Here is a 23,957-nt window from a genome sequence, read left to right on the forward strand (position 1 = left end):
AAAAGTGAAGAAAGAGTATTTAAATGTTGATGATTTTTTATGCTGGGATAACAGATTTACCCATCAATCCTCATCAGCCGTATCGTCGTCTTTCTTTCCTTTTTTCTTCTTCCCAGCGGCAAGTTTTTTCGTGATGCCAATTTTCTGTCCGCAACTCGCGCAGGGAAACACAACCGCCTTGACGCCTTGGAATGAAACGCGATTGAATGGCACACTTGCTTCTCCTGCTTTTCCACAGCTGGGACAGGTGTATTTGACATCGCAGGTCAGCGTCGGCTCATAGTCGTCTTTAGGAACAGTATGTTTGCATGCAGGGCACTGATATTCTTTTGCGCGGATTTTGATATGGCCGTCATCGGCTTTCGGCTTGTGCATTTGCTCCTTGCCGCATTTCGGGCATGCTTTGCGAAGCACCCACGCCATTGCTTTTCCCTTGCCGTTGTCGAGCAGGCGGCGGGTAAAGTAGACACATTCATCCATTGATTCTGGTTCGCGGAGAGCCATACGTCCACCTCTTATGAAGATGCTGGAGCTGCTGAAGCAGCCTTGAGTTTTGCTGACCTCACTGGTTCAGTCAGCAGCTTCCATTGTGAAGGAAAGACAATACTTGAAGGGTTGATAAAGAGATCCTTGTGTTTTGACTGGTCAAAATTCACAAAGATTGAATCACGCGATTTACCCGCTTTGTTATGCAGGTCAGTGTTGCAGTATTCATTGATAATTGCTTTGTTGACCTTGAGCTGGTCCCATATGAGTTCATTGGGTGAATAATAAAATACTGGCTTTTGGTCCCCGACACCGACAAAAGGCACCGCAGGGTTGGTATTGCCGGTCAATAATTCGTCAAGATAATATTTTGCTGTTGCAGCAGTTTTTGCCGATTGGTTCAATGCGTCGATTGAGGCAAACAGGACGGGCTGTTCACGGCAGTAAAATCCGTCTCCGACAAGACCCTGCACGCCGGATGCGTAGGCGAGATGGAATTTTTCCTGTGATTCAATCATTTTCATGCGCGCATCAACAAGAAGCGCGCCCAGCTGCTGCGGTGTTCTGCTGTCGGGCGCAAGAGCAAAAACTAATTCAGGAGTTATAGAGCTGACTGGATCAATTTTTTTTCGTAGATCCTCAAGATCGCGTTTGATGTGGGGAATTAATTTTTCATCAGCCATCAGGCCGAAAAGCGCCTCTTGTTTGAATGAGATTCCATATTTGTCATCAATAAGGACAATGGCGCCAAACATATCTTCAAACGTGTTCAGTGATCCAAAGTTGAGCGGCTTGTTGACGTCGATATTAGTAGCATTATCTTTTGTTTGGTACACGCTGGTACCATTGTGCTGATAGAGTTTCAGACAGCCGGAAAGGAGCAGTGGAACAAGTACAAGAAAAAGGCCGATGCGTTGTCGTGACATATTCATACAAACACCTTGGATAATTTGAACCTTGGATAATTTGATTGTACAGCTTAGCTCAATTTTTTGACTTCAATACTTATTGCAGGAGCCAACACGCGGTTGTACCGTGGGCATTGCTTGAATGGAATTTTGTTTTTCTGGCAATACTCAATCAATGCCGATTGCTCTGCGGCGCTTGAAAAAACTGCCACCACATTGATAGCAACGCTTTGCCGGTGAATAATTGTATGATGAACAAGGTCGCTTTTTATGTTTTGTGCTTTTGCACTTAAAAAGGCGACGCGGCTTTTTAAGGCGGTGAGTTTTTGGAGGAGAAGCGCAGTATCAAAAAGTGGTTGCACAAGACGCACTGTCGGTGCAAATTCTTCGGCGAATTGGGTAAGATAGTTTTCTTTGCACGACAAACAGCCGCCGGTGCCCACATTGACCAGCTTGTCCAGGCCAAAGCTGCACACTTTGATGTCGCTGTCATACGACGGAAGAAACCCGATGCTGCCGGAGATGTCTTCAATCACAAGGCAGTTATTTTTTTTGCAGATTGAGATGATGTCTTCCATCGGCTGCTGCACAAAATAGCCGCCGAGGCTTTGGATGAGAATGGCTGCAGCGGTTGTTGATGTTATTTTTTCTTTCAAATCAGCGAGGTCGATGAGGCCGTTGTCGGTTTTCACCTCGACAATGTTGAAGCCGAGCAATTTTGGCAGCGTTTGATAGGACAGCCAACCGGCTTGGTCGGGAATGAGAATGGTTGGGTAAGCGGCAGTCGGTTTTCGGTGTTCGATTGATGCGCATTTCACTATGTGCAGCGCTAACAAAATCGCTCCATCGCCGCGATGGGTGAGCTGAATATGGGAATGGCTGGTAAGAGATTTTAATTGTTCAATAACGCCGTGCTGTTCCATAGCCAGCGAAAACAGGGCAGGGTTTTTAAACCTTTCTTCAAAAACATTTTAAAAGACTGGTAGTATACAACGAGTATGATCCGCAAACAGATGCGCAGCAGGACAAAGAGGTTTCTCAGCGCAGCAGGGCTGGCAAGCATTGTGCTTGGGGCGCCGAGCGCCTTAGAGTCGCTGCTTACCTACAACCTGCGGGCAGCCGTACTGCCGGGCTTGTTTATTGTCGGCGGCTTGCTGCTTATCAACATGGTTGTTCGTGAACAGCTCCCCACGACGCACCGGCGAAAAAAAGGAATCTTTTGGTAAATGTGTTGTAAAAAAAACTGCATCAGCTATCACGAAACGGATAGTGAATTGATGCATAATTGGTGGTGTGTAGTGTGTCAACAGCCACTACAAAAACGGGTTCGCATTGTAAACAAAGTGGGGGCAAGGAAAAAATGTGGTCTGCACATTCTGATTTTTCTTGAAGGGCGAAAAACCGGCGCCGGTTTTTCGCCGCGCGGTTTTTTCGTGACCGTGCTACTGCATCGGTTATTTCCTTACCAGTTCATTCCTTGCCGTTACCGTCGTGACATTGGCTGATGCAGAAACACACCACCCACTACACACCATATCGGCTGATGGAGATACATGCACATTAAAAAATAATCCGGGAATCGAAGAGTTTAAATAACCTCCAGTACGCTGGTGTCCAATGAAAGAAAACTACTACGACGCCATCGCCGCTGGCTATGAAGAACTGCACCGTGACGAGCAGGAAAAGAAAATTGCGCTGGTCAAAAAATATCTTAAAGTAAAACAAACAAACCTGCTTCTTGACGTCGGCTGCGGCACCGGCATAACGTCGAATTTTCCGTGCGATGTGGTTGGACTTGACCCGTCGAAAAAACTGCTGGAACGGTTCAACGCGCCGCTCGCGAAAAGCGTGAAAACAATTTGCGCACCGGCAGAGAAAATGCCGTTGCCCGACAAGAAGTTTGATGTTGTTGTGTCAATCACCGCGCTTCAGAATTTTGACGATGCAGAAAGAGGGATTAAAGAAATGTGCCGCGTTGGAAAGAAAAACGCGCGCTATGCGATTAGTTTTCTGAAGAAGTCGCCAAAGAAAGAAAAATTGGCCGTGCTGATACACAAATATTTTGTGGTGACGAAAGAGATTGAAGAGGAGAAAGATGCCATATTTTTTGGTCGAAGAAAGGGGAAGATTTAAATATTCTAAAGCAGCACCCGAGAGATATGAGAACGTTTACTGCACTACTGGAAAAAGAAGAGGATATGTATGTTGCCACCTGCCCTGAAGTAGGGACGGTGAGCCAAGGGCATACCATTGAAGAAGCTGTTGCAAACCTGCAAGAAGCAACAAAACTGTACCTTGAAGAATTCCCGTGCAAAGAAACAAAGCGCCCGCTTCTGACCACATTCGAGGTAGCTGAAGTTGCGCATGCTTAAGAAAATTTCTGGAAAAGAATGCATCAAAATTCTATGTAACAAATTCGGTTTTGTGATGGTTCGCCAGACTGGAAGCCATGGGATTCTTAAGAAAGAAACGCCACAAGGAGCAGTCGGAACAGTAGTTTCATTGCACAAAGAATTAAAGATTGGAACGCTTAAGGGAATTCTCCGGCTTGGCAAAGTCGAGGAAGAAGATTTTGCAGAATATCAATAAATGAGTAAGCTGATTTTCTTTTGAATTAGAGAATAGCAGAAAATTTTTAAATGCACCTTCACTGCTATTGGTAATGGATGGAACAACAATAGCAGATGCTGCACAAAGTGCTGTTTATACCGCAGGCACCCTGGGGAGCTTGTATTTATCATTGAGATATATCGTTAAACCGATGATAATTTCGATTGCCCCGATTGCATCTATTCTTGAATTCCAGAGAGACCTGTATACAACAGCAGTAACAGAGAGGGCACGAATTGCCATAGAGTTAGGTAAAGCAGGAAGATCTCCTAAGGATATTTCAGATATTTTGGACGCAAGTGTTCAGATACCGGTGATCGAACACGACGCTATTCTTAAGCAAGAAGTTCAGCAAAGGCAACCCGTTGCTGAAACCCCAGTAAGCTGATTTTTTTCGAAAGAAAAAGGTAATCCTTCTCATCAACAACTGATTACATATCGCTTCTTTACCACCACTATCTTTTTAAGTCTCGCACACACAAAATTAATTTTAATGGCTCGACTTTCAGTTGATGATATTCAAGACCACGCATGGGAATTTCCCAAGTCCGACAATCCGTTTGAGCTTGCTCATGGATATGGGCCTAATGTCCATATACTGAATGACCCCCTCCTTCTCGCAATGATTGCAAAAATCGGCCATCCCCAGACCGATCAGTCATCGGCACTGCGTGCGCTGGGTTATTTTTATCAAGCCGCGATGCACCACGTCGTGCGCAATGAAGTTGGCACGAATGATAGTGATATAGAAACGCGAATGTCGGCACATGATCCCGACCACGCGCGGTACACTGGCCCCATGCCCAGCGATGAGCACGGCATAGTTCTCGTTTCCATCCTGCGCGGCGGCGCGCCGGCAACAGAAAAAGCAAAAGAGTATCTTGCGTTCGCAACCGGAAGGCCTGTGCGCACCGATTATATCATGGCAAACCGCACAACTGATGAAGGGCACCACGTCACTGGCTGCGCGGTTTCTGGAGCAAAACTTGCGGAGAATCCATCGGTTGACTCAAAAATACTCGTTGTTACCGACCCTATGGGGGCGACCGGCGGCACAATTCTTGGAGCGCGCGATTTATACACGGGGAAATTGGGATTGATGAATGCAAACTTTCCGCTGCCAGAAAGAGTAGGAACATACGACAGAATGGTTGCGGTGCACCTCATCGTTGCGCCGGAATATCTTGTGCGCATGGAGAAAGAGTTTCCTGACCTTCGAATTTACGCAGGCCGTGTTGACCGGGGCTTGAGCCATCCTGACGCCTTGAAAGCGCCTCCCGGCACCATGCGAAGTTTGGAGCGTGGGCTCAATGACCGCCAGTATATTCTTCCCGGCGCCGGCGATTTGGGCGCGGTGTTTTCAGGCGAGTAGAAACCGGGAATAAAGAGTAAAAAAATATAAAAGTATAAAAAATAATAGAAATAATATATATCTGTATTCTTCAATCACCGCAGCAACAGGATGAACAGGATTCTGATTCCTTGCTCTCTGTTTTTGCTGATGATGCCTTTTTCTTCTTTGCCATAGTGATCACCAAAGTTTGAAAAGATGCGCTGGTATTTAAAGTTGATTCCGAGCGCAATATTTAAATATCATCAACCCTCTGATGGTCAAAACGAGGTGCATGGTGAAAATCCGCGAGCTGTTGGCGACGATTATGCTGGCATTCAACCCAGCCAAGTATGACGTCCTCGCCGCCCAGAGCAAGCGAAAGGCGATGTGGTACTTCTGCTGTATGGTATTTCTCGTTTTTATCATCACGTCGGTGCTGATGGTTCCCAACCTGCTTACCCTGCCGCAGTATTTGCACGAGGAAATTGCCAAGTTTGACCAGCTGAAGCTGAATGTGGAGTACCAGCAAAAAGAGCCGGTTAGGATTACACAAAATATGCCGATTCTTACTGTTGACACGATTAATGAGCATACTGATATCGATGAGGGAACCGTGCTGATAACCAAGAACGCAATTTTCTATCGATTCCTTCCATTCGGGCCCGGCACAAAAATAGTTACCGGCGAAGAAAACAGCCTGCAAGGCGTTAATGTTATCTTGATGATTTTGTTTGTCGCCGCACTGCCGGTGCTGCTCATTGGTGTATTCCTGTACGGCCTGATAAAATATTTGTTGGTTATCATCCTTGCCGCATGCATTGGATTGGTTGTTGCACGGTGTGTGCACTACGGCCTGACATTCAGAGAAGTATTCAACATCAGCATGTTCGCCGGCACACCGCTGGTGGTGCTTGGCCTGCTGACAAAACCATTTATCCCGTCGCTGGGTTATCTTGAGTATGTGATTTTCTTGGTGTATTTCTTCCTCGGCTGCATCAAAGTAGGTGACTTTGAGGAAGTAAAGCGGCGTTCCCAGCGCAGTGGAAAAGACCATGAGTTTCAAGAGTACAAATAGGATACATGAGCACCACAAACTTTTTAAAAACAAGTAGGTGCAGGGAAATAAAAGTGGTGATTGATTTTGTTGGATGTTGAAAAAATTCAGCGCGTCGGCAAACTGGCAGGTGAACTTCTTAGCAGTGGCATGGCCAAAGACAGCCAAGACGCCATGCGCAAGGCAGAAGACATGCTTCTCAAGCGCCAAGATACACACTTGGCCAGCCCATTTATGGATAATTCGAATTCTCACGAACAACAACCAATGAGAATAAAAAAAGAAGAGGATGTTGATTACAGCATTATTATCCGCAAGTTTACCAGCATGGTGGACGAGCAGAAGCGCGAAGTTGAAACGCTGAAAGCAATGATTTCTCAAATGCAAAAAGAAGTTCAGGAAATAAAATATGCAGCGCCACGGCGGTATGAAACTCCTCCGCAAACCATGCAAACAATGGCACCGCAAGAAACAAGCGCGCCGGCATCGTCTTATGTTCCTCAACCACAACCATTAACTGGCTTTGGTGAGAACGTCGCGGTGAGCAGGTCGGTTCCGACGTCAGGCGCACCGACACGAGGTAGTGTTCCCATTATCGGCCCTGATGGCAAGCCATTTGCAGTGCAGCCGCGCATCGGCGGCGGAGATAATATTCCAACGGTCGGCAACAATCCGCGAAGCGGCGACTACAAATCATCCGATGTTTCTATTGAGAAATTTTTCTATTCTGGCTCGAAGAAGAGATAGATAAATAAGATAGATATAAAGGAAGATTTATAAATATGCTCTTCTGACTGAGACGTATGAAAATGAACTGGATGAGCCTCTTTGTACTGGTTGTACTAAGTGTTTTTATCAGTGTGTTCTTGTCTTCGGCCATAGTTGCTGCTGAAGAACAGGCGAGTATTCAGACACCCAACAATCTCCTTGAAATACAAGAGGCAATTGGTGCGGTACGAGCGGAACTCACTGCCGATGACCTTTCAGCGTTAACTGGCGGATTATTCAAAACAGCGCTCGGCAATTCTGAGTATCATCAATTTGTGCGGTTTAAAGCCGAAGAAGGTGAAGAAACAATCAATTCAGGGGCTGTTGTCTTTGCCACAAATTCCCAAAACGTCACGGGTGATTATCTTTTTTTCGGCGCAAACACCACCATTCTTGAATATGCACTTGTGTTTGATGACGGCATAAGCAGCAAAATCAGTGCAGGTTCCGCAGAAGATTTTGTTGGAAAAAAATTAAATATTCTTGGGAGCACATACACCATACAATCGGCAGCAGTTGATGGCGAAGAAGTGACCATATCTCTTGCCCAAGACAATACCACTCTCCAGTTTTCTGATAGCTCGTTTGCAGATGCTGACTTTTCAAATCACCCGTTAGTCAACAATCAAGAGATTGTTGATGGAAAAGTAAAAATTGAAGGATTTCGAGATGGTGATGTACTAACTATCAACTCTTTACGATATCGTATAACACCATCCTCTGATGTGTATGTCGTTCCAGGTCATGGAATTAAAGAATATCTCTCACAGCCAGAAGCTTTTTTAACAGATAATTGGGATATCCAATATGATGGATTAACTGATACGGGCGTATCAATTGTTCGGTTCAACTCCAAGGGAGATAATGCGTATGACCTGCAGTTTATGAACACTGAAGGACTTGAATATGATGTCCCTTTTGTTGACAATTCAGGAGATTCACTCTCGCAAGCGTTTAAAATGGGTGATGATGATAATGACCTTGTCGTCTTTGAAGGAAAGCTTGCAGAAGATTCAGTTGACGGCAGACGATTTACCACTAATCATCCCGGCTTTGATACTTGTGGAAATTTTTTCCCGATTGATGACCAAGACTGGTTTATTCTTACTTCTTCGAATGGCATAACACATATCTTACGTTATGAACATATAGATGTAATAAATAAGACACTCAAATTTACTGACGACGCAGGACCTGAATATAGTTTCAATTACACTACCGAAAACCTCCCTAACGAATGTATTCTCGGAAAAACAAACATCAGGTTTGGCAATACGTCTTTTACCACTTACATTTCGAACGGAAATCAGGGCGCAGGCGATGCCGGCATTGGAAAATATCCTCTGATTGTAGATATGAATGAAGATGGAAAAATTGACTTCAAACAAGTTCCTATCCGCGTGCAGGGTGGCGGGTTGCTACGGCTGTGGAATGTTGATAATCTTGCTTCACATTTTAACTACCCGTCAAATAACGAACAGGAAGACATAGAGAAATATCTTAATCTTTCAGCAGTGCATAATGGTGGTTCTAATCATTTTGGAGAAACCTATCTTCGTGCTAATACAGACTCTCACGGCCAATTTGATGCGTCTATAATCACGGTGGCTGATGCCAGTGAAATGAGTGGACAAAAACCTTCTTTTGATGGTAACGGTGTCCTCGATACTGGAAAAGATGAGATCATAAACATTACTATCTCTGGCGTGGCTGGCAACAAAGTTAACTTGAACGTTTCAAGCCCTCAAAAAGTGTATGATCCACCCAGATATCCCTTGCAGGTTACTTTACTGGAACTATTCCCCTTTTTTAATGAATCATTGATACAAGGAATGTCGACATACGGATTATTTTTTGAGCAAACAGATGAATCAAGCACAAACGATGCAAACGATCTGACTATCGAATATCCATTAAGCCAGCGTGGTGGAAATGTAAACATCGTTATGAATGATACTCTCATAAACAATATTTGCATCATCGCGTTTGAAGAAAATGAATATGTATCGCCCTGTGAAAGTTTGAATCTTTCAGAATATTCGGACCATCCAGTCACCGGCATGACAATAACGGTTGAAGGATATGGCATGATTGATTTCGGCAATTCAAGTTTAAATCTGACAGACTCTGATCCGGATTTGTATCTGAATATTCTTCCGAATAATATAACTCTTCAAAGCACAGTGCTTAATGTTCCTGCCACGCTTACCCTATACGATCTTTCATTTGTCAATCCAGAAATACTCGTCAATGGACAGCCATGCTCCAGCAATGAATGTGTTATCTTAAATTACACTAATGGAACGCTGGTCTTTTCAGTGCCGCACTTTTCTTCGTATTCTGCTGGAGAAAAACAGCCAGCGCCACCTGCACAAAGCACCTCATCGATAGGCGGAGGCGGTGGGGGCGGAGGAGGCAGTAGAAAAAATACACAAGTACCGCAACAAACAAATCAGCAGGTTCAATCAACTACACCAGTGGTCTCAGTTCCTGTCTCTGTTTCACCGTCTGCCCTTCAAGAACAAATTTCTGAATCTCCTGCTGAAACAGCATCTCAAGAAGAATCACTCGGACTCAACCAAGAAGCAGACGCAGGACTTTCCGGCGTGACTGGAGCAGTGACTGCTGATGTTTCTGCAAGCAACAAATCGGCGAAGATCAAGTCTATTGTTTCTCTTTTTATAGGAGTAGCATTACTCTATGGGTTTTTCAAATTGAAGGAAAGAAGAAGTGACCAGATTAATAAACACAACAAAGAATTAAAAAAGGAGTAGGATAGTAGAGTAATAGTACATCAAAAAAAAGAGGTGCCCCATGGCCGGCTATGAAGATTTTGTTCATCTTGAGTATAAGCCAAAAGAGACTGACCTTCTTGTTAGCTTTCAGGTGCATGTGCCGTCATGGGAAACCGTCAAGCGCAGTGTGGGCGCAGTTGCGTCAGAAAGTTCTGTCGGAACATGGGCAAGTGTCGCTGGATTAAAATATGAGCATGTCAAAAAAGTTGCCGGACGAGTGTATGAAATAAAAAAGCATGGAAACGCCTACTGGGTAAAAATCGCGTATCCGCAAGACCATTTCGAAGCAGGCAACATGAGCCAGATTCTCGCAAGCATTGCCGGCAATGTATTCGGCATGAAAGCAGTGTCCGGCCTCCGATTGCAGGACATCCGCTGGCCAAAAAAGATTGTCAAGAGTTTTCCCGGTCCGCAGTTTGGCATTCCGGGCGTGAGAAAAATATTCAAAGAATACAAACGCCCCTTGATGTTGAGCGTACCGAAGCCGAAAGTGGGTATGACGGTTGCCGAGCATTGCGAAATTGGCCGGCAGATATGGAGCGGCGGGCTTGACCTTCTGAAAGACGACGAAAATCTGACGAATCAAACATTCAACCCATTCACCAAGCGCGTGGCACTGGCGCACAAAATCAGGGAAAAAATTGAAAAGCAGACCGGAGAAAAGAAAAGTTATCTCATCAACGTCACGTCAGGCACCTACAAAGAGATGGAAAAGCGCGTCAAGTTTGTCGCAAACCTCGGCTGGGAATATGTAATGATTGATATTATCACCGCAGGATGGAACGCTGTGCATAGCCTCCGCGAACTCTGCCAAGATTATGGCCTTGCAATTCATGCGCACCGCGCGTTTCACGGCGCGTTTACCCGCGTGCCAACCCACGGCTTTTCAATGCTGGCAACCGCAGAAGTCGCGCGCTTGTTGGGAGTTGATAATCTTCATATTGGAACAGCAGGCGTGGGAAAACTCGTCGGCAGCAAAGAAGAAGTGCTTGAGATACAAGAGCATATCACCAAAAATACTATTGCGCCAAATCACGCAACGCATGGACTGGGGGAAAACTGGCAGAATATGCGGTCCACATTTCCCGCATCGTCAGGTGGCCTGCATCCGACCATTCTTCCACCGGTGCTTGACCGCATGGGCACGAACATCATGCTGCAAATCGGCGGCGGCATCCACGGCCATCCGAAAGGAAGTTATGCAGGAGCGCGGGCAATGCGTGAAGCAGTTGAGGCATACATGGATGGCAGAAGCATGGAAGAAGCTGCAAAAACGTGCGTCGAACTGCGCCAGGCGCTGGAACACTTTGGATATATGCGGCCGCGGTAGACGTTCATCCAAATATTCTTGTATTCAAATTTTCAGCAACCAGCACAATCTTCTGCGCGTACGTCGCCGTATCTCCATTCGGCAATCGTCCGTACGGCTTAAGAAAACCGGTTGCCGACGTACTTCCTAATCCGGCATTGTAGGCGGACCACGCTGCAAGCACGTTGCCGTTGCGCGCTTTCAAACTGTCAGCAATGTACCGCGCCATAGAAGGAACCGCATGCGCACCGATAGTGCGTTGGTCAAAGTCATTCAAAAAAGCGCGGTCGTCTTCGTTGAAAATATCGCGACTGGAAATATTAGCTGCAAAAAAAAGTTTGAATTCCTCTTTTGCCCGGCGTGCTGCTTCTTCAACCGCGGGAATTTCTTTTTTTTCCCGCTGCGAGCCGTTTTTTTTGTAGGCGCGCAGGGTTGCAGACAAGGATTCATACTCGCGCTGTTTTCCTGCAAGTTCAGGAAGCTGGTACGGCGACCGATAGTGCTCGGAAAGATCGCCGGCGCACACGAGATTGAATGGCTTGTCACGCGCAGTCGGCGCGATGAATTGGGCAACACCGACGGCAAGTGCAGAAGAAACTGCAAATTCATAGAACAATGACTCGACATACAAGCCGGCGACAAGAAGTGCCGGGTCAACCGGATGGATTGATTTATTTTTTTGGCAGCTTTCGACGGCAAGGGTGGTGATTTCCTCAAGCCGCGCTTCAAGCGAGTATTTCACGTCGTAAAACGGCTGTTTCCAGACGCCGAACGGCTGATTTGGCGGATGGTTTTGTTTCAAAAAATCCATTGTGGCGCTGCGCAATTTTCGTGTGTACCACCAGCCGCTGACGCCGTTGGGCGGCTCATAATTTTTTGGAAGAAGAATCGTAACCGGTGATTCTGCAACAAAATGCAGGCAGGATGCAAGCGGCAAACTGCCAAGCACAGCAAGAAAACTGCGGCGGTCCATACTAAACAACAGGATGAGCAGTGTTATAGTTTGTTGTTGTGGAGCATGCTACAACACAGGTTTAAATTGAGAAGGGCAATGAATAAACCAATGCACAGCCACATTGCAGACGAGGAAATAGCTGAACGCGGAATAACTGAAACTTCAACCAAAAAAGAAAAAGGGCTGGTGCGAAGAGTTGCCACAAAAATAGGCGCGTATGTTCTTGCCGGAAGCATCGCTCTCGGCGCAGCGCTGGGCGTTGAACAGTTTGGAAGCCCGATACAGCGTTATGTGGGAAAAATAATGGTGGAGCACGAACAGGGAATTCTTGAACAAACTAATAACCGTGTCGCAAAAAAACTTGACGATATACTCGACCAGCTTAGCCCAGTACCGCTCAAAACGCTTGTACAACAGTATGCGCAGGAGCGAAGTGATGGAACAATAACACTGCTCGACCGCACCAAGACACCGTTTGCTGAACGCCCGCAGTATCAGGGAAAAGTGGTGCAGGACCGCACACGCGTAATCTGGAAATCTCTCGACGAAATTTCGCCGTATCTCGCCGCTGCAACCGTCGCGGCAGAGGACCGCCGATTTGAGCATCACGGCGCATGGGACCCTGCGGCCGCAATCAGCGCAGCAGCAGACATTGCAGCAGCAAGGGTGCAAGGGAAAAAAACATACCCCCGTGGCGCAAGCACCATAGCCATCCAGCTTGCTGATAACCTGCTCTGCCCCGCATGGAATCCACCGTACGCGTGCACGGCTGATAATAAGTTGGTGCACAAAATGAGGGAATGGCTGCTTGCCGCAAAAATTGAGTCCGTGTCATCAAAAAAAGATATTCTTGAAACGTATTTGAACAGTGCTTATTTTGGGTATGAACCAAGGAGCAAAGCGCATTTGGTCGGCGTTGAAGCAGCGGCACAGCATTATTTCGGCAAACAGGCAGTATCGCTTGACGCAGGAGAATCAGTTTTGCTGGTTGCGATGATAAAAAAGCCATCGCGGTATGGCACGCGGGCGTATGCAGATTTTTCACAGGGGAAATTGTCAACGGCTGCAGTAAACGGGCTTGTGCAGCGCGCGCAGTACGCAATTGAATCATTTGGTGAGATGAGCAGAAATGGAGAATTTCAACAGCCGTACTATGCAGCGATTAAACAAGACGATGTGCAGCGCATTATCGCACAGCTTCATTATCGGAATCTGCCATTTGTGCGGCCGACGCCGGCAACGCCGCGTGAGCGCGCGTATGAATTTGAAGACGTGGTGCTTCAGCAGCTCGAAAAACTAAAATTGCCGGCGCATGGTGACGTAACTATTGAAACAACGCTTGATCCGGGGCTGCAGGATTTTTCACGCGATGTGCTGCGCCGCTCCATTGAAAAAATACGCGCAAGCGGCGCGCCAAAGCCGGAATACCTAAACGGCTCTATCGTCGTCGTTGACACCGAAAATCAAGAACTTCTTTCCGTGGTCGGCGGATTGGGCATTGACCGCAACGATTATATCAACCGCGCCCTGCGACGCACGTCGGTTGGTTCTGGCTTTAAGCCGTTCATCACGTGGATGTATCTCGAGCAGGGCGGCCACATCACGGATACGTTCAAGGATGCGCCGAAAGTGCTCACGTACCAGTTCGCGCCGGGAAAAACAAAAACGTACCGGCCGGGAAATTTCAAGGGCCACTTCAGCTACCAGAACATCACGCTTGAGCAGGCGCTTGCCGAGTCAAAAAACACGATTTTTGCCGAAGTAAATTTCAACCTGATTCGTGATCTCGGCGCAGAAAAAATGAAACACGCGCTCAATATGCTCGGCATGGGACTTGAGCAGTACTGGCTTTCGTCGGTGCTCGGCACTGAAGTTGCGCCGCTTGATTTTGCCGGCGCGTTTTCAATATTTGCCAACGGAGGGACGGTGCATTTAAACGAGACCGGCATGGTAAACCTTGACCCGCTTAAAAAAATTGTGTACCATGATCCGACAACCGGCGCTGAAAAAATATATCCTGAAACCGGCACCGCGTATGCAGCAATAACCCCACAGCATAGCGAAACGCTCGACCACGCATTGAGAAAAGTGGTAGTGGAAGGCACGGGAAAAAGAGCAGATATCACGGGGTATGACATTCGCGGCAAAACAGGCACGGGCCTCGCCAGCTTTATGTTTGTCGGATACGAGCCAGCGCTTGACCGGCTCGTGCTGGTGCAGTTCAGCTCTGACGAGCCTGCAGCAACCGGCCGGCTGAAATTAACGGGCGGTGAATGGGCTGCGCCGGCGGCAAAAGAAATATTCCAGTATATGATTGACCATCAGAAGCAGAGTTAGTTTTTGCCGTTGGTGTTTTTAGTTGTTGTTCTTGCTACACTATAAGTTTTTATCACTGGCAAAACCACAGAAAAGAATGGCACACCAAACACATCATTCTTTGATCGGGCGAATCGTCCGCTGGGGAAGTATCACCACACTGGTAGCCGGTGGCGCAGTGGGAACGTATATGCTCGTTGCAGAGACACCGTTTACCGAGAATATTTCTCTGGTGAGCAAAAGTTATGCCGCTGCAAAAATTGACACCGCGATTGGCTGGGGGCACCGCGCGCTCACGACTGACCCTGCCGAACTTATGGACGATGTACGCAGCATGGGAGAAAAAGTTGAAAAAGTGTTAAGAGAATACCGCGGCCCGATTGCAACCGGTGAATTTGACGGCGTACTTGAAAGCATTCGCGGCATGCTTGAAGACCAGCGCACAACAATTTCAAACTACCGAACGAGCCAGGCAAACCAGATTGCAGCGGAACGAGAACTCACGCAGTGCATCATTCAAGTTGACGCTCTTTCACAATTAGCGCATGCCGTCGATAAAGCGCGCGATACAGTGCCCGGATGCACGCAAGCGCTTCAAAATTATCAGAATGTGCAAAAAGCAGCTGCGCCAGCAGGCGAATCAAAAAAATTAGGAAAGCCAACAGCGCAGCAGCTTGCGGCTGAATCAAAACGAATTCAGCAGCAGGCAGCAGGGCTTGAGCGCCTTGCATCGTGCGCAGAAACAATGGTGACTGCGTATGGCGCGTTTGACGCGGCGCAGCAAAAACTCGAGCAGGCACAGCAAGGGAAGAATGCACACCAGCCAAAAGATATGTACGAAGCAGCATGTCTCATGAAAGGATTGGCTGTGTATGCTCCGGTTATGGAACGTAGAGAGCTAAACGGGCTTCTTGATACGCTGACCGGCCAGATGCGTGGATTTTACGACGGAGAATCGCGCTATGCCCGCGACCGTGACGCCGCATACCATGCGCTGAGTACGATGAATGTTGATGATGTTTCACAAGCGCGAAAAAGTATTGACGCGCGCGTTGAGGGAAGTGTGCGCATACGCTTCTTTGTTGAAGATGTGCAGGCGCTTTCGCGCATGCCAAAACAGTATCGTGTTGAAGCGGCACGGTTTCTTGCGGAGTCAGTCTATGCCTCATCGCCTGAAGAGGGCGAACAGCTTGCGCGCATGCTTGCCCCGAAAATGTCGTCGGCAGTTGTGCGCGAGATGGCAGCTGCATTGCCAGCAGAAGAACAGCGGCGATTGTATGGTGAGCTCGGCGCGCAACTAACGCCACCATCGACAAATACCGCGCCGTTCCAGCAGCCTCTGCAGCAACCGATGGGAAGTGCGCCGGGAAGTGCACACTATGACGCGGAAGACCGGCCAGCACAAACATACACACCACCTATTCCTGAAAAAGGATTTTTGCAAAGAGTGATTGAAAAAATATTGTAGAAAAAAACAAAAGAATAAGGAACGAAGAATAAGGAACAAGTAGAGGAGGGAGACTATGAACAATCGACGATTTCATGACCAAAAAAAAGCAGGAGGATATGTAACAATAAAGCGCGTGCTTACCACGGTAGGCGCAGCAGGATGCGTGTACATCGGCACATGGCTCTCGAGCCCGACGCTGAACGAATCACTCGAACGGGTAACAGCAGCGGCAACAGAAAGTGGCGAAGCAAGCGCCGCCGTTGGATATCGAGTTATGGACACGGCACTGCAGAGCTCAAAACAAGATGTGATAAAAGTGTTGGGGGACGTGCATGCAAAAGCGCCTGAAGCGTTTCAGCGATTTGTCAATCTAGCGTATGCAGTCAACGCGCTCAATGGCAGCACGCCCGGCCAGCTTGACCCGACACGATTGGGAAATGTGGTATTGGGTGAAGCGTCGATTGGCCAGCGTGATGGCACGATTTCTGTTGAATATCAACAGCCCGGCAGCGCGCCGCAAAGTTACGCAGTCCGCACATTTAATGGAGACAACGGGCTTGAGCTCGTGCTGCAGCGCACCGGACTTGCGCCTATTTCAGTTGGCCCGCCTGCACTGACCGTGCCAAATGCACCAATGTCGCCGGGAGTTGTGTACCAACAACCGCAGCAGCCTGCACCGTTGTCAAGTGCACCGGCACCGTATCACGCGGCGGCCGGAAGTGGAGCAACGTATGCGCCAGCACCATCGGTATCAGCAGCACCGATTCCAAGCATCGGCAGCTTGTTCAAAACAGTGACGCACTAATGAGCACCATGAACACCGCACCAATCGCAGAGACGCTGAATGCAACCGAACAGATACGTTCCACACTGTGGAACGCGCTGCAGCTCGAAGAGCCACGCTACACCATGGCTGACCGCGTTATGCTCGCGGCAGCATCGGTATTTGGCGAACGCGCATATCGGCGGATGGAACACGCAGTTAACCAGCAGCATGTTCCGGGTGTCATCGCTGACCTCGACCGGTTTGCGCATGATTTGAAGCGGGAACTGGGCAATGCGTACCGAGGAGGGAAAGAGGGAAGTGTTCAGTGCGAGACAGCGCGAGTTTATATCGCTTGACGAGCATACAAAAAATGATTCAAAAATAAAAATTCAAAAAATAAAAGTAATAAAAATAATTGAAAATAAAGCTTGAAAAAATAAAAGAAAATAAAACAATAAAAATGAACAATAAGAATCATTTTTCACGGAGGGAACGAACATGGCAGACAAAGATGGTAACGGAAAGGAAGGAACAGACCATTCTATTGATGAAAAAAATTGGGAGCAAATAGAGAAAGAGCTCCGCGCTGAAGGGGCATCAGGGACAGGAACAAATGGTGCTTATACAACGACGACACAGCAGCAAAACGGCTCAAATGGAACAGGCACGAAACGCGGCGGACTTGAAGGAGCAGTAAATGCACCTGACCTTGCACAGATGTACCATGTAAACGGCGCAGGAAATGGATCACAGAATCCGCTCACCGCAAAAGCAAAAGAATTGGGACTGCTTGAGGGCATTAACCTTCCCGGCACGCAGAGAGAATTAGATACTATGCAGAAACAGGCAGAAGAAACACCAAATTTTCTTGAGCAAAAAATGAAGTTCCTCGCTGATGTAAAGGTAGAAGATTATTACGGCACACTGGATGGGGCGCTGATCGGCGTTGCCCGAAGAATGGGAACGAAAGTATATGGAACAGTGCAAGGCTGGGTTGATAACCGGGTGAAAAAAGGACTTAAGGATATGGTTCGCTCAGACCTTGAAGAGCAGGCAACAAAATTACGCGCAAATGTTGAGCGATATGAAAAGATTTCTGGCGAGCTAAGCAAGGTTGGCGAGAAATATTCGCAACGGAGCATTGTTGGAAATGCCATGCTACAACAGGAAACCTACCCAAAAATAGCGGAGGGATATAAAGAGATAGAGCGGCTCAACAAAGATCTCGCAGCAGCAACACAATCGGGAGATTTCACGAAGGCCCATGCAGCACGCATGGAAGGGAACCGAAAAGAAAAAGAAGTTGCTGAACAAGAAAACTTTTATGAACGCCTTGATTTCCGCGTGAAGGCAGCAAGGACAGCAACCACCGCAGTGGAGGGGCTCATCGAGCGTGCTACCAGGTATTCAAGCATGACGCAGCGCTACCTTATGGCGGTTGAAGAAAAAATCTCAATGTTAGGAATGGTCGACGAGATTGCCGGCATCCAGTTTGAAATAACGCCCGCGAATCTTGAGAACCTCGACTTTCTGTTGAGCGACGCAGGAAACATGATCGGTGCAAGGGGCTGTGAAATCAATCACGCCATTCAAGCAGGTGGAGACCCGACACGGGGACCAGACTTGAAGCCGGACTACCTCGCAAGCGACGCAGAAGCCATGCGAACTGAAACGTACCGAAGTGATAGAAGGGCACGCATTGAGCGGCTCCACTCGGAACGCGTCAGCCAGTTGAATGAAGCGGCGGCAGCGTACGAGACTCCACCTCCATCGGCGTGATTCTTTTAGTTTTTATTTTTTTCTGTTTTTATTTTTAATTTATTTTTGATCTTGAGTGAGGAAAGTACCCCATGATGCCAGATGTGATACAAATTGACGGACAAGCGCTGCGCGAAGGCAGGAAACAGGCAAAGTCACGCATGCAGCTGTGGGGCTTTACAACACCACTACAGTATCATGTCGGTGGGAGAAACACAAAAGAAGATTTAGAAAAAGTAGTCACCAGCGCCGAACAAACATATGGGTTATATGAAGCAGTGATGAAAACACTGTTACCACTGAATCCATTGGGAAAAAGTGATGAGGTCATAGCAAAAAAAGCGCTTAATTTGTATGCATTATATGTTGGGTGCAGTGAAGGGCTCGAGGCGCTGGCGAATGGGCAGGATAGTGGCGCACATATTGAACGGCAAGCGAGTATCCCGATCGGCGAATTCGGATTTGGTATTGGAAAACCTGATGAATACCGCCCTGCGCTTGATAACCTGTTGAAGTATCACACAAAATTATTTAAAACTGGCACACCGGCACTGGCGCTGCAGAGAGAATTTTTGGCAGTGATGAAAAAAACAATTGAGCGTGAAATGCAGCAGCAGGCGTATGAAACAGTCACGGGGCAGCTTGCGGGAGTAACGCTCGCTGTTAACGAAAGAATGTACCGCGGCTTTGAAAATGGTATGCAGCCATCAGTCGAGGCAGCTCAGTCCCCTGAAATCGTTCAGCGCCTTTCGGTGAGCAAAAATCCGGGTGAAATCGTCGTCATTGGCAATGATGAGGCGCTGGGTGAGATGAGCGGGATGGTAAAACAGCTTTTGCTGTATGATCCGGCATCCCAAACAAATGTCGCATTTGAGGGAGTGAAGCCGGTTGCGACGCTGTTGTTCGGCCCGCCCGGCACGGGAAAAACAACTATCATCAAGCGGTTGTATGCTGAAGCACAGACAGCAGCTACGCATAAGGGCGTGCCTGTGCAATGGGTTAATTTTGATAACAGCTTTAAGGACATGTACCACGGCAATGATGTCAAAAATTTGATGCGGCGATTCGACCAGCTCAAGGATCCTCGAAAGATAAGCATTGGCTCGGTCGAGGATGTCGACAGCGTGCTGCAGGCGAGAAGCGCGCATGACGCGTCGCACATCGAATCGCAGGCGATTAATGTGTTTCTCAATGAGCTTGATGGGCTGCTGACGGAGTACCGCGGAAATTATATTCTGATTTTTACGACGAATCATGTTGAAAAAATGGATAGCGCGCTCATGAACAGGATAACGCAGCATTTTGAAATCCGCGGGCCGCAAACACCCGTTGAATACGCACAGTTGTTCCGGTATAAGATGGGCGATGCACTGCCGCGGGTCCAAATGGATAAAGATGGCTGGCAGGAATTTTGCAGGCGCTGCGTGGAGTACAGCTTTTCAGGCCGGGACATTGACAAAATAGCTGCGGTGGCAAGAAAGTATGTGGTTAACGCAGACGGCATAACGCCAGCGATACAAACGCTTCCACCAAATGAACAGCGCACAGCACTCGCCAAAATGCGAAGGCCGGTAGACGCAGGGTATATTTTGCACGAGGTTGATCAAAGGCATAACGCAAATAGGCATGCAGAGCTCCAAAAAAAACGCGCAGCTACCCAGCACGAGTATGAGTTTTTGGAAGCACGATATGAAGCACAGCGGCGATTTGAAAATGGAAGAGGAGATGGTGGAAATGGAAACGGAGTGCCATCCGCATACACACCGCTGTCGAACCCTGCTGCAGCGACGGATAGAACAGATAGGCAAACAGGAAATACACGATCCTGAGGTGAAACAATGCCTCTTGCCACAGAAGAACCAAAATCGTTTCAATCATCGTTTCTTCGCACGTGGAGCGATGAGCAAGCATTTCTCAAGGGATTGGATAGAAAATATGCTGGTCCCGTTTCTTTAGAAGAGGCAACTGCTGATCTCACGGTTGTTGAAGAATTGAAACGAAAATATGAAAACGCACGCACGGGAAATGTTTTTTTGTTGAGCAGTGTGCTGCCGTATTATGGGCTTCTTGCTAGGGCATTGAAGCAACACCCCCTGCTAACGACCAGTAATATACAACCAACCAACAACACACCACCTAAGGTACACCACCAGCCGTGTACCACCAGCGAAACACTACCTACCGCATACGACAAACCACACACCACGAAGGATACAGTATCGACAAAATTGAGCACGGACATCGCGCAACAGGAACTCCGCCGGATTGAAGAGATGAACCATGCATTCGACGCTGCATTGGAAGACATCGTCAAAAACCGGCTTGAGGAAACAAGGATGTTTGGCAGGGAAATTGACGCAGGATTTTTTTCACGCTACACCGCCGTCTTGTTTGGCGAGATGCTTGCGCAGGATTCATTGTTGAGCATTATTCATCAGTACGCGCTTGCGGATGTTCCTATTATTAATGTAAAAGGTTCAGTCATCGGCCGCACGGGCTTTAACCTCGCTTTTTTTGGCGCGCCGGGCACGGGAAAAACATTCGCGATTAAAGAAATGATTCTTGGCAATCCAGACCGGGGAGTGCCTGCGCATGGACTTGTTGGCAGAAACAGGTATTGTGGCGGCATGACCGCTGCGCGGTTTATTCGCATGGGAGAAGCGTATGCAGGACGGCAGTTTAATTTTATTGTGCCGGAATTCAATGATTGGTTTTCGTCAGGGCGATCATCGTCAGCATCCAGCATGACGGACCGGCTGAAGCTCGCGCTGGAGCATGGTGAGGTTGCGTATGAAACAAACCGCGAAACAATTGGGCCGTACCGATTCGATTCTTTTTTTAGTGTCAATTATAACACGAAAACAAAAACAGGCACAAGGGAAAAAAGAAAAAAAGACGAGTATACCGTCACCATCGGCGACCCGAACTTTGAGGCAATCGAAGACCGTATGCTCTGCAATCTGCAGGTGCAAAGCACGGAGCGGTATGAAGCAGTCGCTGCATCACAGGAACGGCTCGTGATGGGTGAAATTGATTTTTCATGCGCGCCGCAAATACAAGACCACCTCATGTTGGTATACGCAATCCAAACCGGACACCCGCTGGTGACTGGATTGCCGCACTGTCCGCAAAAGCCCGTGCAAATGACTTCTGCGTTTTATTCGACGATAAAAAAGGCGAGGGATTCGATTATTAGCCAGATACGGGAAAAAACAGGCGAGGAGAACCCGACAATGCCGTTTAGCTCCCGTCTTGAGTACCGGGCGCTTCAGCTTGCTGCTGCGCTGGCGCTGCCAGAGTATTTTTCTGAAGTCAGGAGCGCTACTGCAACAATTGAAATATCCCAGCGCGCCTACGATTCAGCAGTACAGTTTTTTGTTATTGAAGCAGCAGTCCGCAGCAAAGGCGTTGTTGATGTGCAGTACACGCTCGACGCAGTGCAGCAGAATACTGGAAATGGTTAGGTGAAAAAACGATGCAACCGAATGGAATGCCAAGCCCTGCAATGCGGTATCAGCCGACCCTGGTTGATAATTACCAACAAACAAAAGAGCGCATTGCACAGATAGGCAGGCAGTATAATTTTAGTGAGCATGCAGTTATTGATGATCTGCATCAGTTGAGGGCCGGCCTTGCTGACTTTCAGGCGAACAAGAGTATTTATGCGCCACTTCTTGACACGGATATCGCCGGGCGCGCAGAGAAAAATCTTGCCGATCTTGAAAAAGATTTGAACAGGAATATCAAAAAATTTCTTGGCAACCTGCATGCAACGGGAATCGCGTTCGCCCGGGCGTATCATGCAACGAGAAAATCAGGAGAACCAGATGAGAGCGAAGAAGCAAGGAAAAACGGTGCATCGTTTGCGCAGGAGTATCAAGCATTTGTCGCAAAAACAAATTTGAATGGATATAAGACAGATGCATTCTTGAAAATGTATGCAGTGATTCAAGCAGAAATATGCCCTGACACAGCCATTCAGAGAACCAAACAGCAGCACAGGACTACACAAACACTCGATGAGATTACCAACGCAGAAAATGAACTGAAAACCGGAGAGGAAGCAGTTTATCGACGGATAAAGGCGGCAAAAAGTGCGCTTTTCTGGACGTATGTGCCACTTGCACAATGGCGTTTGCTCAACGTGATCACTGCAGAAGCAAAGCATGAGTTCGCTGGAGCGCACGAAGAGCTACGACAGCTGAAAGACGCGTTCCCAGTGTATGAAGCAGAAGAGAAAGAGATGGCTGAACGAACCAGAAATATGCAGCAGGCACGAAAGCGTCTTGAAGAAAAAACACCCAGTCTTGAGATGGCATATATTACTCTCCTTATAGAACAAGCGAAGCAGAAAAAAAGTGTGATATACCAAGGCGCGACAATTGGCATACAACGATTTGTTGACGCAGCAAATACGTTGCGAGAGGAAAAAGAAAAACTAAAAGGAGTTTATGAAACAGGTATCCGCGCCGTTGACCTTATGACGCGCGACACACTCCGAAAATTGGAAAAAATAGACGTCGCATTCACGCCTGAAGCATACGCCGATTACCAGAACCGGCTTGAACAGCTGCGCAGTATCCGCCAAAAGCGAAGCATGCTGGGGCTGAGTGAAATTGAAGGCATCAGCCGGCTTGAGTCATCGCTGGAACGGAACAGCGGTGCGGTACAGCGACACCTCGATCAATCGGTACGCGAGAAGATTGAGGCAGAAGTAGGCGCACGGTACGGTGTGGAAATTGACGCATTAAAAAAAGGCGCCGACGAACAACTTACTGCAATGCGCAGGGAATCTGAAAAAGCAACAGCGGAACGCCTTGCAGCAAAAGATGCAGAAACCCGTTCGATCCTCGCAGCCAAAGAAGCAGAGGCACAGGCAGCAGTTGCCGGAAAAGAGCGCGAGCTTGCCGAGATTACCAAACGGCACGATACACAAGTTACTGCAGAGCGGCGCGTACGGGAGCACACCGCAGGTGAACTATCCAGAGCAAAACAAACGCTGCGGGAACAAACACAAGCAGTTGCCGCCCTTGCAGCAGAGCGTGGAGCAGAAGAAGCACGGCGCAGGGAAGCAGAGGAAAAAACGCGCGATGCTGAAGAAAAAGCGCGCGCTGCAGAGCAACAAGCGCATGATGCACAAGAACGTGCGCGCGCACGCGAAGAAGAATCGCGAAGAGTTGCAGAAGAGGCGGAAGCGCGCGCAGCAGCAGTGCGTGAGGCAACGAGTGTGGTGCATGAAGAGACTGTTTTCTCGCCAGCACAGGCAGTTGTTCTTGGCAATGGCAGGATTTCTTGGCTTTAAATAGTTTTTAAATAAATGAATCTGTTTTTTAGTTGTAGCTATAACTACTACCTTTGTTTGTAGTTCTTACCTGGACACCAAAAGTATTTTATAGTATTAGGCTGTACTATACTGATAAATAAGGACATTTTAAAGAGATGTATATGT

At 47.7% G+C, this 23,957-nt stretch carries 22 protein-coding genes; 18 read left to right on the forward strand and 4 right to left on the reverse strand.

Going from position 1 to position 23,957, the window contains the following annotated elements:
• Positions 1–63: 63 nt before the first annotated feature.
• Genes Q7R76_00645 through Q7R76_00655 form a run of 3 tightly spaced genes read right to left on the reverse strand, consistent with a single transcriptional unit; the run spans position 64 to position 2,317 of the window.
• Positions 64–504: a hypothetical protein gene (locus Q7R76_00645; GenBank protein MDO8642086.1), complete on the reverse strand. Its 441-nt coding sequence runs from the start codon at positions 502–504 to the stop codon at positions 64–66.
• 11 nt (positions 505–515) lie between these two features.
• A complete protein-coding gene (locus tag Q7R76_00650) occupies positions 516–1,418 on the reverse strand; it encodes a hypothetical protein (protein ID MDO8642087.1) in 903 nt (300 codons plus the stop codon).
• 47 nt (positions 1,419–1,465) lie between these two features.
• A complete protein-coding gene (locus Q7R76_00655) occupies positions 1,466–2,317 on the reverse strand; it encodes an aminotransferase class V-fold PLP-dependent enzyme (protein ID MDO8642088.1) in 852 nt (283 codons plus the stop codon).
• 75 nt (positions 2,318–2,392) lie between these two features.
• Here Q7R76_00655 and Q7R76_00660 point away from each other — a divergent pair, with 75 nt between their 5' ends.
• The 10 genes from Q7R76_00660 to rbcL all read left to right on the forward strand — a co-directional run bounded on the left by Q7R76_00660 (position 2,393) and on the right by rbcL (position 11,284).
• The gene (locus Q7R76_00660; GenBank protein ID MDO8642089.1) at positions 2,393–2,620 is read left to right on the forward strand and encodes a hypothetical protein; all 228 of its coding nucleotides are present in this window, start codon (positions 2,393–2,395) and stop codon (positions 2,618–2,620) included.
• A gap of 391 nt (positions 2,621–3,011) precedes the next feature.
• Positions 3,012–3,527, forward strand: coding sequence for a class I SAM-dependent methyltransferase (locus tag Q7R76_00665; protein MDO8642090.1), 516 nt, complete (start codon positions 3,012–3,014; stop codon positions 3,525–3,527).
• Positions 3,528–3,553: 26 nt separating this feature from the next.
• Positions 3,554–3,766 (forward strand): type II toxin-antitoxin system HicB family antitoxin, encoded by a 213-nt coding sequence (locus tag Q7R76_00670; protein MDO8642091.1) that lies wholly within the window; start codon positions 3,554–3,556, stop codon positions 3,764–3,766.
• Positions 3,753–3,983 carry a type II toxin-antitoxin system HicA family toxin gene (locus tag Q7R76_00675; protein ID MDO8642092.1) on the forward strand — a complete coding sequence of 77 codons (231 nt, stop codon included), beginning with the start codon at positions 3,753–3,755 and terminating at the stop codon, positions 3,981–3,983. The genes Q7R76_00670 and Q7R76_00675 overlap by 14 nt, the downstream gene beginning before the upstream one ends.
• Positions 3,984–4,056: 73 nt before the next feature.
• Complete coding sequence (locus Q7R76_00680; GenBank protein ID MDO8642093.1) at positions 4,057–4,392, forward strand: hypothetical protein; 336 nt, start codon at positions 4,057–4,059, stop codon at positions 4,390–4,392.
• A gap of 105 nt (positions 4,393–4,497) precedes the next feature.
• A complete protein-coding gene (locus Q7R76_00685) occupies positions 4,498–5,376 on the forward strand; it encodes a uracil phosphoribosyltransferase (GenBank protein MDO8642094.1) in 879 nt (292 codons plus the stop codon).
• Positions 5,377–5,611: 235 nt separating this feature from the next.
• Positions 5,612–6,412 carry a DUF1189 family protein gene (locus Q7R76_00690; protein MDO8642095.1) on the forward strand — a complete coding sequence of 267 codons (801 nt, stop codon included), beginning with the start codon at positions 5,612–5,614 and terminating at the stop codon, positions 6,410–6,412.
• A gap of 66 nt (positions 6,413–6,478) precedes the next feature.
• Complete coding sequence (locus tag Q7R76_00695) at positions 6,479–7,138, forward strand: hypothetical protein (protein MDO8642096.1); 660 nt, start codon at positions 6,479–6,481, stop codon at positions 7,136–7,138.
• Between the two features lie 56 nt (positions 7,139–7,194).
• Positions 7,195–9,933, forward strand: a complete 2,739-nt coding sequence (locus tag Q7R76_00700) for a hypothetical protein (GenBank protein ID MDO8642097.1) — start codon at positions 7,195–7,197, stop codon at positions 9,931–9,933.
• Between the two features lie 40 nt (positions 9,934–9,973).
• Positions 9,974–11,284 (forward strand): type III ribulose-bisphosphate carboxylase, encoded by a 1,311-nt coding sequence (gene rbcL / locus Q7R76_00705; protein ID MDO8642098.1) that lies wholly within the window; start codon positions 9,974–9,976, stop codon positions 11,282–11,284.
• Between the two features lie 4 nt (positions 11,285–11,288).
• On the opposite strand, the gene Q7R76_00710 is transcribed toward rbcL, so the two are convergent.
• Complete coding sequence (locus Q7R76_00710; GenBank protein MDO8642099.1) at positions 11,289–12,236, reverse strand: hypothetical protein; 948 nt, start codon at positions 12,234–12,236, stop codon at positions 11,289–11,291.
• A 78-nt stretch (positions 12,237–12,314) separates the two neighbouring features.
• On the opposite strand from Q7R76_00710, the gene Q7R76_00715 reads away from it, so the two are divergent.
• The 8 genes from Q7R76_00715 (at position 12,315) to Q7R76_00750 (ending at position 23,810) form a co-directional block, all read left to right on the forward strand.
• Positions 12,315–14,555, forward strand: coding sequence for a transglycosylase domain-containing protein (locus Q7R76_00715; protein MDO8642100.1), 2,241 nt, complete (start codon positions 12,315–12,317; stop codon positions 14,553–14,555).
• Between the two features lie 76 nt (positions 14,556–14,631).
• Positions 14,632–16,002 (forward strand): hypothetical protein, encoded by a 1,371-nt coding sequence (locus Q7R76_00720; GenBank protein ID MDO8642101.1) that lies wholly within the window; start codon positions 14,632–14,634, stop codon positions 16,000–16,002.
• A gap of 55 nt (positions 16,003–16,057) precedes the next feature.
• Entirely contained in the window at positions 16,058–16,789 is a 732-nt protein-coding gene (locus Q7R76_00725; protein ID MDO8642102.1) for a hypothetical protein, read from the forward strand.
• Positions 16,789–17,106 carry a hypothetical protein gene (locus Q7R76_00730; GenBank protein ID MDO8642103.1) on the forward strand — a complete coding sequence of 106 codons (318 nt, stop codon included), beginning with the start codon at positions 16,789–16,791 and terminating at the stop codon, positions 17,104–17,106. Before Q7R76_00725 ends, Q7R76_00730 begins: the two co-directional genes overlap by 1 nt.
• 142 nt (positions 17,107–17,248) lie before the next feature.
• Complete coding sequence (locus tag Q7R76_00735) at positions 17,249–18,529, forward strand: hypothetical protein (protein ID MDO8642104.1); 1,281 nt, start codon at positions 17,249–17,251, stop codon at positions 18,527–18,529.
• Between the two features lie 71 nt (positions 18,530–18,600).
• Positions 18,601–20,337 (forward strand): ATP-binding protein, encoded by a 1,737-nt coding sequence (locus Q7R76_00740; GenBank protein MDO8642105.1) that lies wholly within the window; start codon positions 18,601–18,603, stop codon positions 20,335–20,337.
• A 9-nt stretch (positions 20,338–20,346) separates the two neighbouring features.
• Positions 20,347–21,972 carry a hypothetical protein gene (locus Q7R76_00745; GenBank protein ID MDO8642106.1) on the forward strand — a complete coding sequence of 542 codons (1,626 nt, stop codon included), beginning with the start codon at positions 20,347–20,349 and terminating at the stop codon, positions 21,970–21,972.
• 11 nt (positions 21,973–21,983) lie between these two features.
• Positions 21,984–23,810, forward strand: a complete 1,827-nt coding sequence (locus Q7R76_00750; protein ID MDO8642107.1) for a hypothetical protein — start codon at positions 21,984–21,986, stop codon at positions 23,808–23,810.
• The last annotated feature ends 147 nt before the right edge of the window (positions 23,811–23,957 follow it).

It is taken from the genome of Candidatus Woesearchaeota archaeon, assembly GCA_030651375.1.
GTDB lineage: Archaea > Nanobdellota > Nanobdellia > Woesearchaeales > UBA12501 > JAUSFM01.